The following is a 15,161-nucleotide window of genomic DNA, read 5'->3' on the forward strand; positions in this document are numbered from 1 at the left end:
TCACAGTTAAGTGCTTCCGGTTTGGTCTTTCTTTTTATTGTTCCACACTTTACTTAACAACGATTTTAATACAGCGAAACTTGAATCAATGTTTGTTCTTTATCCCTATTGATTAAAAGTCTACTCCTACCCAACTTTTTTACTTTCGTTAAATCGTGAGGCAGGCGTTTTCTTTCTCTAAAATAGCGAGATAAAGTGAAACTTGAATCAGTGGGGTTTTGTTTCATCCCCCACCGATTTTGCACCTTCACCAATCGGAATAAAAATCACACTTCTCACTTATCTTCTTCATTTGTTCTCACGCTCAAATTTTATTTTGAATTATGATTTGAACACGTCAAAAAGATTTCATCAAAGTTTTGTTCTTGCTCAATAACAATTTGTTGATTTTTCATAAGCTCTAGTATAGCTAAAAATGTTACAACCATCACTTCACGCTCTTCATCAGCAAATAAATCGTAAAAACTTTGACGACCACCTAACGTTTCTAGCTTTTGTAAAATATCAGTCATACGCTGTTCAATTGGTATTTCTTGACGGGTAATCCGCGTTGTTACAGGACGCTTTGATTTTTTGCGACGCATCATTTTTTGAAACGCGGCTAACATATCATATAGCGTAACATCAAGAGGTAAATTCGCCGCCTCTTCTTGCTGAAACGATGTAAAATCAATCGGTGGACGTGTATATAGCTTTGCTCTTTCTTGCTCTCTTTCTTTTAACTCTGTAGCAACTTGCTTATATTTTTTATATTCAATTAATCGCTCCATCAATTCTTGACGGGGATCATCTATAAAGTCCTCTCCATTATCATGTACATCTTCTTCTTGTTTCGGTAACAACATTTTACTTTTAATTTGTAATAGCGTTGCCGCCATCACTAAATACTCACTCGCTACATCTAATTGTAATTCTTTCATCGTATGGATATAAGATAAATACTGCTCTGTAATTTCTGCCACAGGAATATTATATATATCGATTTCATAACGATGAATTAAATGTAATAATAAATCTAAAGGCCCTTCAAACGCCTCTACTTTAAAATTATATTGCACAAAGCATCCCACCACATTTTTTCTATAACAACATAAGTATAGAGCATACTTATGTTCTATCCAACCTTTTTAAGAAATTTAATGAAAAATAGATATTTGCCCATGCAAAGACGCCCACCCCTTCATATGATAACAATGTAGTTAGAACAATGTAGGAGGTACAAAAACTATGGGCAATGTTGATTGCGGTTTTAACAGTGGGTTCGCTTTACTTGTTGTCTTATTCATTCTGCTGATTATTGTGGGAGCAGCTTGCTTCTGCTAATGTAGAATGCAAGAAACGGCTAGAGAATAATCGCTCTAGCCGTTTCTTATTTATCCTGCTATGAATAAGTCAAATGAAGCTAGGACGATCTGTAACTGTCTAATCCGCGAAAATGGGGATGAAAAATCACTGATGGAAATTTCACCGATATGATAAACTATATTACATAAAACCACGGACAGGAGCGAACGAAATGTATCCGAAAGCATACATACAATTTCTCATTCATTTTCATGGGGACTACGATTATTTCGAATGTCATGAAGTTTTAGAAGAATATTGGAAATTAAAACCACGAGGTAAGCGTGATCATCATTGGGTTGGTCTTATTCAAATTGCAGTTTCTTTATACCATCAACGACGCTTAAATTGGAATGGGGCAGTCAAAATGATGAAAGGTGCTATTTCCATCTTAGAAAAAGAACGTGAACATATACATACCTTAGGACTACATCATCAACAACTTTTAATTTTACTAAAAAAACAATTGCAATCTATCCAGAAAAAAGAAGGTTTTCAACCTTTATTTTTACCTTTTTTAGATACTACACTAGAAAACAGATGCATAGATTTATGCGCTAAAAGCGGGCTTTCTTGGAAAAATACTCATCTAGCACCTAGTGAATATATCATTCATAAACATACATTACGCAATAGAGAACATGTAATTGCAGAGCGACATGAGCAATTACAAAAAAGAAAGCAGAGATGACAAAAATTGTATCTCTGCTTTTATGAATGTATATTCTGCTCTACATTTTTGCATTTCTCACAAAAACTTGCTGTTTGTTCATTCCCACAAATCGTATAATCAGCAAACCGATCTTGTAATTCTTGTACCATTTCTGTTCCAATTCCCATTTGCCGATGAGATGGATTCACACTAAGATGCTGAATTTCTAACAAATGACCTTCCTTTTCTACAACCCCAATAATTCCAACAAAATCCTCATTTTGTTTCCATAAATACAATTGCCAATTGTCCTTTGTTTCATACTCTTTCATTGTCAACTGTAATGTTTTCACATCTTTTTCATTCGGCATAAAAGAAAGAAGTCCCATTGCAATCTTTTCATAACTTTTTTTAAAACGAATTAACATAAACCTTATCCCTTCTTACAAAAGTTATAAACCTTTCGTCCCCTCAATCACTATTTCTACATCACATCTATTCTACAATATTTTGCCTATAGTGAGAAGGGCTATCAGCAGAACTCGATTCCCCTAACAAAAGGAAACTTAAAAACTTTATTTTATACCATCACACCACTGCACATCAATGCCACTGCTATATTCTATGTCCATTTACAAAAGTCGTTCCTTATATGACACTTATACGCTCTACTTATCATGTACTGCGTCGCACTTATCAATTCCTTTTCTTCAAGCAAAAAACTTTCCTTGTGGTTAATTTTCCTTTCCAAGCACCAAAGACTGTATCATTTCATACAGAAATTTTCAATCCCAATAATTAAAGCAAACAGAAAAGGCTGTGTCCAAAAGGTCGTTGTTCACGACCTTTTGGCACAGCCTCTCACTTATTCTTCCCAAACTTTAACTTCTTTCATTACATCGCCTTGACGCATATTGAGTACCGTTTCGATACCGCTTGTTACTTTACCAAATACAGTATGAACGCCATCTAAATGTGGTTGTGGCTCATGAACGATAAAGAACTGACTACCACCTGTATTACGGCCAGCGTGTGCCATAGAAAGTGATCCTACAACATGACGATGAGGATTCCCATCTGTTTCACATGGAATTGTATAACCTGGGCCACCTGCACCTGTTCCTGTTGGATCTCCACCCTGACTCACAAACCCAGGGATAACGCGGTGGAATGTAACCCCATCGTAAAATCCTTGTGTTGCTAGTTTTTTAAAGTTTTCAACTGTTGTTGGTGCTTCTTCTGGAAAAAACTCTAGCTCAATTTTCTCCCCGTTTTCCATTAATATGTATCCTAAAGTTTTCATACGTATATGTCTCCTTTCAAGTATCTCAGCACTATATTACCATATTCACGACCAGAAACAAAAAGAATCCGACAATATAGATACATCTTTCTTCAATTAAAGAAGAAGAAAGATGACAAATCAGAAAAATATACTATAATAACTGTGTTGCCCGTAAATTTCAGAAAGAGAAAGGGAGCGATTGTTCGTGAGAACGAAATTAGTAGCTCTGCTATTAGCTGTTATGGTCTTTATGATTCCAACAGCTTCATTTGCAGATGTGATTGAGGGAGAATCTATCGTTACATTAGGAGAAAATTTATCTGAACAACAAAAACAAGACCTTTTAAAAGAAATGAAAGCACCAAAAGATGCACAAATTATTACTGTATCTAACGCGGAAGAACATAAATTTCTAGAGGGAATTGTTCCAAAAGCCCAAATTGGTACAAGGGCCATTTCCTCTTCTATGATTACGTATACAAAACCAGGATCAGGTATCATTGTACGCGCAACAAACATTAATTGGGTAACAGATGCAATGTATACAAATGCACTGATCACAGCAGGTGTAAAAGATGCTGAAATTCAAATTACTGCACCATTTAAAGTATCAGGAACTGCTGCGTTAACAGGGCTGATGAAAGCTTACGAAACAACTTCAAAAAAAGAAATTCCTGAAGAAGTTAAAAAAGTAGCAAATGAAGAAATGGTACAAACAGCAAAACTTGGTGATAAAATCGGTGATGACAAAGCAGTTCAACTTGTTGCAAAAGTAAAAGAAGAAATTGCAAAAGAACAGCCAAAGACAACAGAAGACTTACGTTCATTGATTAAAAAAATTGCTGATCAACTTGGTATTACACTAACGAATGAACAATTAGATAGTTTAGTTTCATTATTTGATAAAATGAAAAACTTAAATATTGATTGGAATCAAGTTGGTAGCCAATTAAATAAAGCAAAAGATCATGTATCAGCTTTCTTAGGATCTGAAGAAGGACAAAGCTTCCTAGATAAAGTAAAAGACTTTTTCTCTAGTATCATCGATTTTATAAAATCATTATTTAAATAGTAAGAAGCTCGTCAAATGACGAGCTTCTTGTCTTATGCAAGTAATGGTAATTTCATAATGGCTTCTTCCACTGAACGTACAGCATAACTCGCCTTCTCTTTCACATACGGATGTGCATGATGAAGTGTGAATGAATGTGGCGTTACGGCGAACATCGAAATATCATTAAAGGAATCCCCAATACAAGCAACTTCATTCTCTTCAATCCCTAAATGATTGATTAAACGTTTTAAGGCATTCCCTTTACTGACTCCTGTCGGCATAATATCAACATAACCCTTTCCAGAAATTACAACTTCAGCAACCTCATGAAATTTCTCTCGCAGCTCTCGATCTAACCTTTCAATCTTGTTTTCTTCCCCATATATAAATAATTTTGCTGGATAAACTGTTTTACCAAATTCATCCTCAAGCGTCTCAATTTCAGTAATATGGACTCCCATATCCTTCTCAAAATTGTGATGATGTTCATTTTTCTTTTTCGTATATCTGTTCTCTTTTGCACATACAATATCAGCTAGTTGTTTTTCATGAATATATTGATATATTTCCTGGGCAACTTTATTATCAAATTTTGATTCATGGAATATTTGTCCATCTGGTAACAACATGGTAGCGCCATTGAGACCTGTTATATAATATGGAAATTCGAAGCTACCTACTACCTCGTGAATTCGATGTGTAAAACGACCTGAGGCAAAACAAATCTTTGTTCCCTTATCAGCTAACCACTGAATCGCTTTTTTATCCGCTTCGTGCATATGGTTCACGTTATAAACGAGTGTATCATCTAAATCACTTACAAATAATTTAATCATGCCTCTTCCCCTTTCATACACAATATCTACTCTAAGTGTACGAAAAAAATGTTGGTTTTTTGTTAAAAAATAATAAATTTATCATGAAAAATAAGCAGGGAATTCCCTGCTTATTTTTGCCTGCGTATATTTTGTGGTCTTACTATACTTGGACGCACTTTTAAACTTGACATCGTTGGTCGAAGTAAAATTTTGGTTAATGCTCCCCAATCAAATGGTAAAAATGGCCATAAATATGGTGTTTGTAAACTTTTTATAGATGTAAAAAATAAAATTAATATTGTCATTCCAATGACAAACCCCATCTCATGAAATAGGCCCGTTAAAATGATGACAAACAACTTTCCGATTTTATTGCCAAGTCCTAATTCATAGCTCGGTGTCGCATATGATCCAATCATTGAGATTGCTACATATAAAATAACTTCTGGAACAAATAATCCAACATCAATCGCAATTTGTCCAATTAAAATTGCCGAAATTAAGCCGGCAGCAGATGATAACGGTGTCGGAGTATGAATGGCTGCCATTCTTAAAAACTCAAGCCCAACCTCCGCCAATAACACTTGTAATAAAATGGGTAAATGTGTCATTTTATTCGGCCCAATGAACGCAAGTTTCTCTGGTAACAAAGTCGGATCAAATACAAATACGAGCCAAAATGGTAATAAAAATAAGGAAAATAATACACCTAAAAATCGTACCCAACGTAAAAATGTGCCGACTGCTGGATTTTGTCTAAATTCTTCCGCATGTTGTAAATGATGAAAGTATGTTGTAGGTGTAATCATAACACTCGGCGATGTATCCGTAATCACTAATACATGCCCTTCTAATAAATGGTTTGCTGCTACATCTGGTCTTTCTGTATACCGGATGAGCGGAAAGGGATTATAGCTTTGTTTGACTACAAATTCTTCAATGGTTTTGTCTGCCATTGTAATACCATCTACTTCAATATTGCTTAACTCTTGTTTTATAATTTTTACTAAATCTGGATTGGCAACATCTTGCACATATGTAACACAAATATCTGTTTGCGACCTATCCCCTACACGAATAATTTCATTTCTAAGGCGTGGATCACGAATTCTTCTACGAATTAATGCTGTATTCACAACAATATTTTCAACAAATCCATCTCTAGCCCCGCGTACCACCTTTTCCGTATCCGGTTCTGTCGGAGTTCGTCCTGGATAACTGCGAACATCTATGACAAAAGCCTCTGTTTCACCTTCTACAAAAATAACAACAAGACCGGATAATACTTGAACCATTACCTCATCCATCGTCTTTACTTTACTTACTTGTTGATGAATCAGGCGATTTTCTAAAAGTGTAACAGTATTTTCATCTGCGTTTCTTATTTCATTTGTATCTACTGCTTCTTCTAGAATAGGGATAATGTAGTTTGTATCACATAATCCATTTACAAATAATACTCCAATTTCTTTATCGAGAATATGAAATTTACGAATTCCAACATCGAATGTTACGCCTAATCCAGCTGTTTGTTTTAAATAATTTTCATTATCACTTATGAACGAAGAAATTGGGATTTTAATTTCCTTCTCTTTCGTCATAAAAACCACTCCTTTCTAAAATGAATTGAATTGCCTTTTTCGTAATGGGAGCACCTCGCTCCCATTCATCATTTCCACACATTTTTCCAATATCTCCAATTCCAATAATGACCGGAACATTTAATTCATCCAAGCAATAAATTGTATCGCCGCTAATCCTGCCAATCTCCCCATCAGGAAGACCAAATTTATCAACGCCATACTCAGTCAATCTTCCCTCTCGATCTATGCTGACATCTACACGCGCCCATTCCCAATTATGGGTATTGGATGCCACAGCTAAAACTCCAAGAACGTCAATTTGTTTATGAGTAGCTACATATTTTAACGCCTTCTCTCCCGAACCTTCTCCAATAAATCCACTATCATCAAACATGACGAATACAGGGTCATATGGCGTTTGCATAATTAGCTCAACAATTTTCTTTCCCGTCAAGCTCGTTGGATTACTTTGCGATGCCGAAATGCATCTTCCGCCAAATTCCTTCGCTAACATCTCAATTGCTCGCTTTGCATATTCATCTCCATCTGTGACCAAAATCACCCTTCTTCTCATTTGATTTATCCTTTCGGTTTACATATAAGTGCGGTTAAAAAAGAAAACAATATCGCCGCTGAAATTCCTGCAGATGTTAAGCGAAACATCCCTATTCCTATTCCTAGATAGCCATATGTTTCAGCAGCTTCCAGTGCTCCATGTAATAAAGAATGACCAAAACTTGTAATCGGAACGATTGCTCCAGCTCCTGCAAATTTTATCAATTGATCATAGAGACCAAAACTATCTAAAATAGCTCCCGCCACTACAAAAGTTGCCATTACATGTGCAGATGTTAACTTTACAAAATCCAGTAAAAGCTGGCCTACTACACAAATAATCCCGCCAACAAGAAATGCATATATAAAATCCACAATTCACCCCCCTTTTACTCTTTCAAATACTACTCCATGTGCAATCGCTGGAATTGTTTCTTTTTGTTGAATCATCATTGGATTGAGTAAAGCTCCTGTTGCAACAACAAAAATCCGTTGCAAATTTCCTTTTTTCATTTCTTCCAATAAATACCCATATGTCACAACTGCCGAACAAGCACAACCACTCCCACCTGCAAAAACTTCTTCTTGTTTTGCATCATAAATCATTAATCCGCAATCATTATATATATTTCCTAAATCATAACCTTCTTCTAATAACATTTGTTTGGCAATCGGTGCTCCAACACCCGATAAATCACCTGTGACAATTAAATCATAGTCCGCAGCACTTCTTCCTAAATCCTCAAAATGTTGTTGAATAGTATCAACCGCTGCCGGGGCCATAGCGGAACCCATATCAAAAGGATTTTCTATTCCTAAATCTTGCACTCTTCCAATCGTTGCAGCTGTTATTTTAATGTCGCTCTCTTCATTACTAATCATAATGGAGCCAGCACCGGTAACAGTTGAAGTCGCGGTACTCGGCCTTTGTCCACCATACTCTGTCGGATAGCGAAATTGCCTTTCAGCAGTAGCATTATGACTACTAACTGTCGCAAGTACACGCTTTGCAAATCCCCCATCAATAAAAGCTGATCCAATCGCTAACGTTTCCATCGATGTTGCACATGCACTAAACATTCCTAAAAAAGGAATTTCCATATCACGAGCGACATAATTAGCTGTCACCATTTGATTTAATAAATCCCCCGCTAAAAAAAAATCAATTTGAGAATTCATTATATTTCCTTTTTCTATCACTTTCTCAATAGAGTTCTTCATCAATTTTCTTTCGGCAAGTTCCCAATTTTGTTCCCCGCAATGTAAGTCATCATATGAAATATCAAAATATTTTCCAAGAGGACCCTCAGCTTCTTTAGGACCGACAGCTGTACCTGTTGCATTCACAAATATTTGATTTTGGAATACCCATGTTTGTTTCCCTGTCAATCTCATTTCTATCCTCCTTTAAGATATCCAAACTTTAAATGAGTACCGAATAAAGCCAATAATATAAGCTCCTACAACGCCAAAAACAATTACGCTTCCTGCTAATCTAAACATATTGGTCGCAATACCAAGTACAACTCCCTCACTGCGATGTTCCATTGCAGCACTAACCATAGAATTTACAAACCCTGTTACAGGAACTAAAGATCCCGCACCGCTAAATTGCCCTATTTTGTCGTATATTCCAAGCCCAGTTAAAATGGAAGATAATAATACTAATGTTGCAATAGTTATATTCCCAGCATTCTGTTCACTAAAGTGAAAAGAATGTATATACATTTTCATCAAGGCTTCCCCTACTGTACAAATGACTCCGCCTACAAGAAATGCCTTTACGCAATTCATCATATAGTTCGGCTTCGGATGATAATCTTTCACTTTATTTATGTAATCATTTTTCAACTTTTTCACACGCTCTCACCTCCTACTTCACAAAGTAAATCCAATGAAACAATGACCCGACTACTTTTCCGAGTACTAACGCTATGAGTAACAGCACGATTTTTCCATCTATTCTGATTCGCTTAGCCAATATAGGCAAAACATTTAATACTTCTGTTAATGCCGCTGCCAACATCCCGATAAATGTCCCGCAAAATATCCCTAATACAATAAGCCAATACTGAGATGTTTGAAATGTAATATTCCTTAAACTACACCAAGCACCAGCTAACGTTCCGCCGATAACCGCCCATTCAAAAACCTGAATATATTTCCAACTTTTTGTTAATTGCACTAAACGTGGAATTACACCAAGCACTGCTAAAAATGCAACATACCCTCCACCAACTGCAAGCCCACCAGCCAGCCCAATCATAATTGCGAAAGCATATTCAATCATCTGAAATTGCTTTTTTGCTTTCTTGATTTTCATGAACTACAACATATTGGTCGAGAGACTGTTGATATTGGAACATTTCAACTTCTAATGGACTCGGTTCTTCATTAATTCGCTTTTGAAATACATGATTGAAAAATAAAATCATACCTAGTCCAAGTCCTATCGAATATGGAATTTGAAATAAAAGCGGTTGGTTATTTCTCTCTCCCGTAACCATGTAATATAAGCGACTATGCACTTGCTGCATGCTAACATCTTCATGAAAATAAATAATTGCAAGCGCCGCTCCTACAAATAGCAAAATCCAAACAAGGCCGAAAAAAATAGGATTCACCTTCTTTTTTCCATATACAATTTCAACAAGTGTTTGTCCAGGGCCAAGTAAATTAATCTGTACTTGCTCTATTTTTTTCTGGATAATATCGATTACCTTCATCGCATCAATAACAACATGTGTTTTGTCACGAGTTGTTATTTTGTAGACAATCTCATTTCCTATCTTCCCTATAACAGTAGGGTCTCCAACGATTTGAGCAATATCATGTATCTTCAATTCATACGAAGGAGACACTTGCAGGCGATTTCGCATTTTGAGATAAACTGTTTGTTCCAACTCGATTCACCTCTTTACTATCCTCGTAGTTGTAGTATGGTTTCTGAAAAATTTTCTAATACAATTTTTTTCAGAAAAAAACATCTGTACCAAAACGGTACAGATGTTTTTACTTACACTTTCTTTTTCTTAAAAAGGTTTGCGATACTTAATGCTAATCCGCCCCAAATCACTACCATTCCAATCACCATCATCATCATTGCTGATGTACTCATTACGAAACACCCCGATCTTTCCATTCTTTTTCAAGCTTGGCAGAATCTAAATGTATTTGCGCATTCCATTTTTTCATACTAAGCATGAATGCCACAATAATAAATGCCGCCGCCAAAGACCAGCCATATGTCACAACAAACTGCGTTGGATAATCCCCGTAATTCTTTTGAATATTTTGTATCGTGCCATCAATGAGCATGTATCCTAGCATAAGTGGTGTAATAACAAGCAAACTCACCTTCCAAAATGCACCTAACTTAATATCTGATACAAAATTGGCATGATTTTGATACACCGGTAAGCGACGTAAAATCAGTCCCACTGTCGTAACTTCTGCTAAAGCAATTAAAATTAATCCAAAGTTGTTTGCAAAGTAATCTACAAGATCCAAGAACATGAGCCCACCGCGCGTTGCAAATATAAGTGAAACCAATACGAGAAGCGAACCCATAATTCCAATTGTTTTTTGCCGGCTTAAATTAAACTTTTCAGATACAGCTGCAAAACATACTTCCGCTAGTGAAATAAGCGACGTAATACCAGCTACCGTTAAAGAAAGGAAAAATAGCACACCAAAAAATGGTGACATCGGTAATTGATTAATAATTTGCGGAAATACAACAAACGCAAGCCCTACACCAGCACTAGCTACCTTATCAATCGATACCCCCATATTGTTTGCCATAAAACCAAGAGCAGCAAATACACCAATACCTGCTAACAATTCAAACCCTGAATTTGCAAATCCCGCTATAAAAGCATTATTCGTTGTATCAGAATTTTTCGGCAAATAACTAGAGTATGTGATCATAATTCCAAACGCTAACGATAAACTAAAGAAAATTTGTCCATATGCGGCAAGCCATACTTTTCCATCCAAAATTCGGTTCCAATCTGGCTTAAAAAAAGCATCAAGCCCTTGCATGGCCCCTTCCATCGTCACAGCGCGAACGACAATAATTAAAAACATACATACAAGTAAAGGAATGAAAATCCGATTTACAACTTCAATTCCTTTCTTAACTCCTTTAAACGCTACACCGAGTACGATAATCCAAACGATTGCCAACGGAACTAACACTTCGAGAACAAGACCACCAAATTGACCTGGCTTATCAGCAACATGCAAATATTCCTTAAATAAAAAGGCTTCCGTATCCTTTCCCCATGCTCCACTTATAGAGAAGTATGTATAGGAAAGCGACCATGCAATAATAACAGCATAATAGGTTGAAACAATAAAAGTAACTGCCATCTGCCACCAACCGATAAACTCTGCACGCGGATGGATGCGAAAAAACGTAAGTGGTGATGACCCACGATGCCGATGACCAAGAGCAAATTCAAAAGCCAACAATGAAATACCTGTTGTTAATAATGCAAATAAGTACGGTAAAAAAAAGGCTCCCCCTCCATTTTCATACGCTGTATATGGAAAGCGCCATATATTCCCTAATCCAACAGCTGAACCAATTGCTGCAAAAATAAACCCCGCTCTTGAGCCCCATTGTTGCCTTGATTCCATGTTTTCCTTCCCCCTTTATGACAAGTTTATACTAGGATTATATTTTAAATTTACTAAATTATCAATAAATTCTGTAAACTTTTTATAAATATGATTTGGTCAACATATTTAACCACCCTCATCTCCCTCTACATGAGCTTGATGCTGGAGTTTCATCGCCTTAACATAACAGGAAAAAGACCGGATAGATGCCTACTCATCTATCCGGTCTTTCATTTGCTTCAATATTTTCTTTTCCAACCTCGAAACTTGCACTTGTGAAATTCCAATTCTCTCTGCTACTTCCGATTGAGTTTGATCCTTATAATAGCGCAAATATACAATTAAGCGTTCTCGCTCATCTAGTTCTCTTATCGCTTCTTTTAAAGCAATCTTATCAAACCATTTCGTTTCTGTTTGATCCGCAATTTGATCCAAAATCGTAATTGGATCCCCATCATTTTCATATACAGTTTCATGTATAGAAGATGGCGTACGACTTGCCTCTTGCGCCAGAACAACTTCTTCCGGCGTTAGTTCAAGCGCCTCTGCAACTTCATTAATGGTTGGTGCTCTTCCGTATTCTTTCGAAAGCTCATCTTTCATCTTTCGAATCTTATTACCAGTTTCTTTTAACGATCGGCTCACTTTTACTGAACCGTCATCACGTAAAAAACGTTGAATTTCACCAATAATCATTGGAACCGCATAAGTTGAAAACTTTACATCAAAAGATAAATCAAATTTGTCTACTGATTTCAAAAGGCCAATACAGCCAATTTGAAATAAGTCGTCTGGTTCATATCCTCGATTGAGAAAACGTTGTACAACTGACCATACAAGGCGCATATTACTTTGAACAATCGTATCTCTCGCTTGTTGATCTCCATCTTGACTTTTTTGTATTAACGCTTTTAACTCGTAGTCCTTTAACTGAGGCTTCTTCTTTTCACTTCTGACCTCTATGTCCATAGGCAATTCTCCTTAATTGCATAGAGCGTTACTATTTGATAAATATTTTGTCAAATGGATTGTTGTCCCGAAAGATTCGTTTGAAATAATTTCTACTTCATCCATAAAATTTTCCATGATAGTAAATCCCATTCCGGAACGCTCTAATTCAGGTTTAGTTGTAAAAAGGGGCTGCCGCGCTTCATCTAGATTAAAAATACCAACCCCTTCATCTCGAATCGTAAGTTTCACCATTGCTTCTTCCAAAATTACAGAGATGTAAACAATCCCTTCTGGATTCCCTTCATATCCATGGATAATGGCATTTGTGACCGCCTCAGATACGACTGTTTTAATTTCTGTTAATTCTTCCATTGTTGGATCTAGTTGTGCAATAAAAGCAGCCACCGTAACGCGAGCAAACGACTCATTTTGACTTAATGCTGAAAATTGAAGGTTCATTTCATTTCTCATCTACGCCACCCCCAATGTCGCGAGCGCATGCGCTTCACTTTCTTCTAAACGAACGATTTTAAATAAACCTGACATTTCAAATAAACGTTTGACAGGAGGTGAAATTGCACAAACAACCATTTCCCCTCCTAAACTTTTTACATGTTTATATCTCCCTAATATAACGCCCAGTCCAGAACTATCCATAAATGATAATTCTTCCAAGTTCAATACAATATGATGGACGTTATGTGTTTCAATCATATCGGTTACTCTCGCTCGCAACTCTTCAGCAGTATGATGGTCTAACTCACCTGCTAACCTAACACATAAAACGTCACGCTTTACTTCTAAATGCATGGAAAGGCTCACACGATTTCCTCCTTATGCTCAAACTTTACTCATTTACATAAGATTTTCGTGAATAGAAATAAGAATCCTTCCTCATGACAAAAGAAGTACTATTTCGCCATAATGTGTAGATTTTGTGCCATTATTCTACGTATTTCCTCTATTCCTATCGAATCACACAAAATATTGACTATTATTTTGATGTTGAAAATATCCCAAAGCTTCTTTTAAAAAGTTCCCACCAACTTGCTGCGTCGACATCTTCTTTTGCCACAATGGTCTGTTTTAATAAAACTTCTCTATCTTTTGTAATGACAAGCGTACCAAGTGCATCTCCTTTTTTAATCGGCGCTTTCACTTTCTTTTCAGCAATAATTTCTTTCTTTATCTTGTCCATATCTTCGCCCTTTTTCATAAGAAGGGAAACATTATCTGCTGCAACTAAATCCACTTTTTCTTTTTTACCTTTTCCTACTTGTACGGTCTGAATCTTTTCCCCGCGCTTATATAATTTCTTTGTTGTATATTGTCCAAAAGCATAATCAAGAAGCTTTGTCACTTGACTATTTCTCTCTTTCGATGTAGGCGCTCCCATTACAACAGAAATAACACGCATGCCATTTTTTTCTGCCGATGCTGTTAAACAATATTTCGCTTCTGTCGTAAATCCGGTTTTCACTCCATCTACTCCTGGATAAAAACGAACTAATTTATTTGTATTAACAAGCCAAAACTTTTTATCCGTATCTTCACGTAAATAATCCTCATACTTTCCGGTATATTTACGAATAAGCGGATATTTCATTAATTCTTTCGCTATAATTGCCATATCAATTGCTGTAGAATAATGATTCTTTGCAGGAAGGCCTGTTGGATTTTGAAAATGCGTATTTTTTAAGCCTAGTTCCTTCGCTCTTTTATTCATCATGTTGACAAATCCTTCTTCTGACCCAGCAATATGCTCAGCAACTGCAACAGAAGCATCATTTCCTGATGCAATCGCAATACCTTTTAGCATCTCATTTACCGTCATTTCTTCACCAGGTTCAAGAAAAATTTGCGATCCCCCCATCGAAGCGGCATGTTCACTCGTTCTTACTTTATCTTCTAGCTTTAATTTTCCTTTTTCCACTTGTTCCATAATAAGTAACATTGTCATAATCTTTGTCATACTAGCAGGCGGTAATTTTTCATTTGGATTCTTTTCAAATAAAACTTTACCTGTATCTTGCTCAATTACGATCGCTGACGAGGCTTGTTCTGCTAACTTCGGCTTTGTTTCTTCTATTGCTTTCTCCGATTTTGCAAAACTAACCGAAGTATGAGAAAGCAATAACATACAACAAACAAGTATTCCAAAAACTCGCTTCATGACTAACCCTCCATTCTATATCAAACCTATTTTTTCCAGTTTCCATATGTTTCATACCATATTTTTCTATCATTTTCTGTTGACAAATTATTTTATTGTATATATTGTATTAAGTGTACT

General features: G+C 36.2%; 20 protein-coding genes. 3 read left to right on the plus strand and 17 right to left on the minus strand.

The features are described 5' to 3' along the window. Positions 1 to 311: 311 nt before the first annotated feature. Positions 312 to 1,058 (minus strand): segregation/condensation protein A, encoded by a 747-nt coding sequence (locus MR063_RS01305; RefSeq protein ID WP_242192929.1) that lies wholly within the window; start codon positions 1,056 to 1,058, stop codon positions 312 to 314. Between the two features lie 169 nt (positions 1,059 to 1,227). On the opposite strand from MR063_RS01305, the gene MR063_RS01310 reads away from it, so the two are divergent. Beyond that, positions 1,228 to 1,323 carry a YjcZ family sporulation protein gene (locus MR063_RS01310; protein ID WP_081428399.1) on the plus strand — a complete coding sequence of 32 codons (96 nt, stop codon included), beginning with the start codon at positions 1,228 to 1,230 and terminating at the stop codon, positions 1,321 to 1,323. Between the two features lie 193 nt (positions 1,324 to 1,516). After that, entirely contained in the window at positions 1,517 to 2,035 is a 519-nt protein-coding gene (locus tag MR063_RS01315) for a DUF309 domain-containing protein (RefSeq protein WP_242192930.1), read from the plus strand. A gap of 20 nt (positions 2,036 to 2,055) precedes the next feature. On the opposite strand, the gene MR063_RS01320 is transcribed toward MR063_RS01315, so the two are convergent. Together MR063_RS01320 and MR063_RS01325 are read right to left on the minus strand one after the other, a co-directional pair. After that, complete coding sequence (locus MR063_RS01320; protein WP_242143629.1) at positions 2,056 to 2,424, minus strand: GNAT family N-acetyltransferase; 369 nt, start codon at positions 2,422 to 2,424, stop codon at positions 2,056 to 2,058. 437 nt (positions 2,425 to 2,861) lie between these two features. Next, positions 2,862 to 3,299, minus strand: coding sequence for a peptidylprolyl isomerase (locus tag MR063_RS01325; RefSeq protein WP_242143630.1), 438 nt, complete (start codon positions 3,297 to 3,299; stop codon positions 2,862 to 2,864). Positions 3,300 to 3,486: 187 nt separating this feature from the next. Between MR063_RS01325 and MR063_RS01330 the strand changes: the two genes are divergently transcribed. Continuing rightward, a complete protein-coding gene (locus MR063_RS01330) occupies positions 3,487 to 4,353 on the plus strand; it encodes a DUF1002 domain-containing protein (RefSeq protein WP_242192931.1) in 867 nt (288 codons plus the stop codon). 32 nt (positions 4,354 to 4,385) lie between these two features. Here MR063_RS01330 and MR063_RS01335 read toward each other — a convergent pair whose 3' ends face one another. The 14 genes from MR063_RS01335 to MR063_RS01400 all read right to left on the minus strand — a co-directional run bounded on the left by MR063_RS01335 (position 4,386) and on the right by MR063_RS01400 (position 15,041). Further along, on the minus strand, positions 4,386 to 5,171 hold the full coding sequence (locus MR063_RS01335) for an HAD family hydrolase (RefSeq protein WP_242192932.1): 786 nt from the start codon (positions 5,169 to 5,171) through the stop codon (positions 4,386 to 4,388). 110 nt (positions 5,172 to 5,281) lie between these two features. Next, complete coding sequence (locus MR063_RS01340) at positions 5,282 to 6,754, minus strand: spore germination protein (RefSeq protein ID WP_242192933.1); 1,473 nt, start codon at positions 6,752 to 6,754, stop codon at positions 5,282 to 5,284. Beyond that, on the minus strand, positions 6,732 to 7,310 hold the full coding sequence (spoVAEA, locus tag MR063_RS01345; RefSeq protein WP_242143634.1) for a stage V sporulation protein SpoVABEA: 579 nt from the start codon (positions 7,308 to 7,310) through the stop codon (positions 6,732 to 6,734). Before spoVAEA ends, MR063_RS01340 begins: the two co-directional genes overlap by 23 nt. Before the next feature lie 5 nt (positions 7,311 to 7,315). Then, positions 7,316 to 7,666 carry a stage V sporulation protein AE gene (gene spoVAE / locus MR063_RS01350; RefSeq protein ID WP_242192935.1) on the minus strand — a complete coding sequence of 117 codons (351 nt, stop codon included), beginning with the start codon at positions 7,664 to 7,666 and terminating at the stop codon, positions 7,316 to 7,318. 3 nt (positions 7,667 to 7,669) lie between these two features. Further along, entirely contained in the window at positions 7,670 to 8,686 is a 1,017-nt protein-coding gene (spoVAD, locus tag MR063_RS01355; RefSeq protein WP_242192938.1) for a stage V sporulation protein AD, read from the minus strand. Between the two features lie 12 nt (positions 8,687 to 8,698). Next, positions 8,699 to 9,151, minus strand: coding sequence for a stage V sporulation protein AC (gene spoVAC / locus MR063_RS01360; protein WP_242192945.1), 453 nt, complete (start codon positions 9,149 to 9,151; stop codon positions 8,699 to 8,701). Between the two features lie 13 nt (positions 9,152 to 9,164). Next, entirely contained in the window at positions 9,165 to 9,581 is a 417-nt protein-coding gene (locus MR063_RS01365) for a stage V sporulation protein AB (protein ID WP_242192946.1), read from the minus strand. Then, positions 9,574 to 10,194 (minus strand): stage V sporulation protein AA, encoded by a 621-nt coding sequence (locus MR063_RS01370; RefSeq protein WP_242192948.1) that lies wholly within the window; start codon positions 10,192 to 10,194, stop codon positions 9,574 to 9,576. The genes MR063_RS01365 and MR063_RS01370 overlap by 8 nt, the downstream gene beginning before the upstream one ends. A 113-nt stretch (positions 10,195 to 10,307) precedes the next feature. After that, positions 10,308 to 10,409, minus strand: coding sequence for a methionine/alanine import family NSS transporter small subunit (locus tag MR063_RS01375; RefSeq protein ID WP_242192951.1), 102 nt, complete (start codon positions 10,407 to 10,409; stop codon positions 10,308 to 10,310). Then, a complete protein-coding gene (locus tag MR063_RS01380) occupies positions 10,409 to 11,935 on the minus strand; it encodes a sodium-dependent transporter (RefSeq protein WP_242192952.1) in 1,527 nt (508 codons plus the stop codon). Before MR063_RS01380 ends, MR063_RS01375 begins: the two co-directional genes overlap by 1 nt. A 192-nt stretch (positions 11,936 to 12,127) precedes the next feature. Continuing rightward, complete coding sequence (gene sigF, locus MR063_RS01385) at positions 12,128 to 12,886, minus strand: RNA polymerase sporulation sigma factor SigF (protein WP_242192954.1); 759 nt, start codon at positions 12,884 to 12,886, stop codon at positions 12,128 to 12,130. A 12-nt stretch (positions 12,887 to 12,898) separates the two neighbouring features. Continuing rightward, entirely contained in the window at positions 12,899 to 13,339 is a 441-nt protein-coding gene (spoIIAB, locus tag MR063_RS01390; RefSeq protein WP_012095231.1) for an anti-sigma F factor, read from the minus strand. Further along, positions 13,340 to 13,690 (minus strand): anti-sigma F factor antagonist, encoded by a 351-nt coding sequence (spoIIAA, locus tag MR063_RS01395; protein WP_242192961.1) that lies wholly within the window; start codon positions 13,688 to 13,690, stop codon positions 13,340 to 13,342. Between the two features lie 172 nt (positions 13,691 to 13,862). Next, a complete protein-coding gene (locus tag MR063_RS01400; protein WP_242192963.1) occupies positions 13,863 to 15,041 on the minus strand; it encodes a D-alanyl-D-alanine carboxypeptidase family protein in 1,179 nt (392 codons plus the stop codon). Between the last annotated feature and the right edge of the window lie 120 nt (positions 15,042 to 15,161).

It is taken from the genome of Bacillus cereus group sp. BfR-BA-01492, assembly GCF_022662815.1.
Classification (GTDB): Bacteria; Bacillota; Bacilli; order Bacillales; family Bacillaceae_G; genus Bacillus_A; species Bacillus_A cereus_BD.

What these genes read in the sequence shown, in the direction of transcription:
- MR063_RS01310 (WP_081428399.1), top strand. Translation starts at nt 1,228, where the DNA reads ATGGGCAATGTTGATTGCGGTTTTAACAGTGGGTTCGCTTTACTTGTT.
- MR063_RS01315 (WP_242192930.1), top strand. Translation starts at nt 1,517, where the DNA reads ATGTATCCGAAAGCATACATACAATTTCTCATTCATTTTCATGGGGAC.
- MR063_RS01320 (WP_242143629.1), bottom strand. Translation starts at nt 2,424, where the DNA reads ATGTTAATTCGTTTTAAAAAAAGTTATGAAAAGATTGCAATGGGACTT.
- MR063_RS01325 (WP_242143630.1), bottom strand. Translation starts at nt 3,299, where the DNA reads ATGAAAACTTTAGGATACATATTAATGGAAAACGGGGAGAAAATTGAG.
- MR063_RS01335 (WP_242192932.1), bottom strand. Translation starts at nt 5,171, where the DNA reads ATGATTAAATTATTTGTAAGTGATTTAGATGATACACTCGTTTATAAC.
- MR063_RS01340 (WP_242192933.1), bottom strand. Translation starts at nt 6,754, where the DNA reads ATGACGAAAGAGAAGGAAATTAAAATCCCAATTTCTTCGTTCATAAGT.
- spoVAEA (WP_242143634.1), bottom strand. Translation starts at nt 7,310, where the DNA reads ATGAGAAGAAGGGTGATTTTGGTCACAGATGGAGATGAATATGCAAAG.
- spoVAD (WP_242192938.1), bottom strand. Translation starts at nt 8,686, where the DNA reads ATGAGATTGACAGGGAAACAAACATGGGTATTCCAAAATCAAATATTT.
- MR063_RS01365 (WP_242192946.1), bottom strand. Translation starts at nt 9,581, where the DNA reads ATGATTGAATATGCTTTCGCAATTATGATTGGGCTGGCTGGTGGGCTT.
- MR063_RS01375 (WP_242192951.1), bottom strand. Translation starts at nt 10,409, where the DNA reads ATGAGTACATCAGCAATGATGATGATGGTGATTGGAATGGTAGTGATT.
- MR063_RS01380 (WP_242192952.1), bottom strand. Translation starts at nt 11,935, where the DNA reads ATGGAATCAAGGCAACAATGGGGCTCAAGAGCGGGGTTTATTTTTGCA.
- sigF (WP_242192954.1), bottom strand. Translation starts at nt 12,886, where the DNA reads ATGGACATAGAGGTCAGAAGTGAAAAGAAGAAGCCTCAGTTAAAGGAC.
- spoIIAB (WP_012095231.1), bottom strand. Translation starts at nt 13,339, where the DNA reads ATGAGAAATGAAATGAACCTTCAATTTTCAGCATTAAGTCAAAATGAG.
- MR063_RS01400 (WP_242192963.1), bottom strand. Translation starts at nt 15,041, where the DNA reads ATGAAGCGAGTTTTTGGAATACTTGTTTGTTGTATGTTATTGCTTTCT.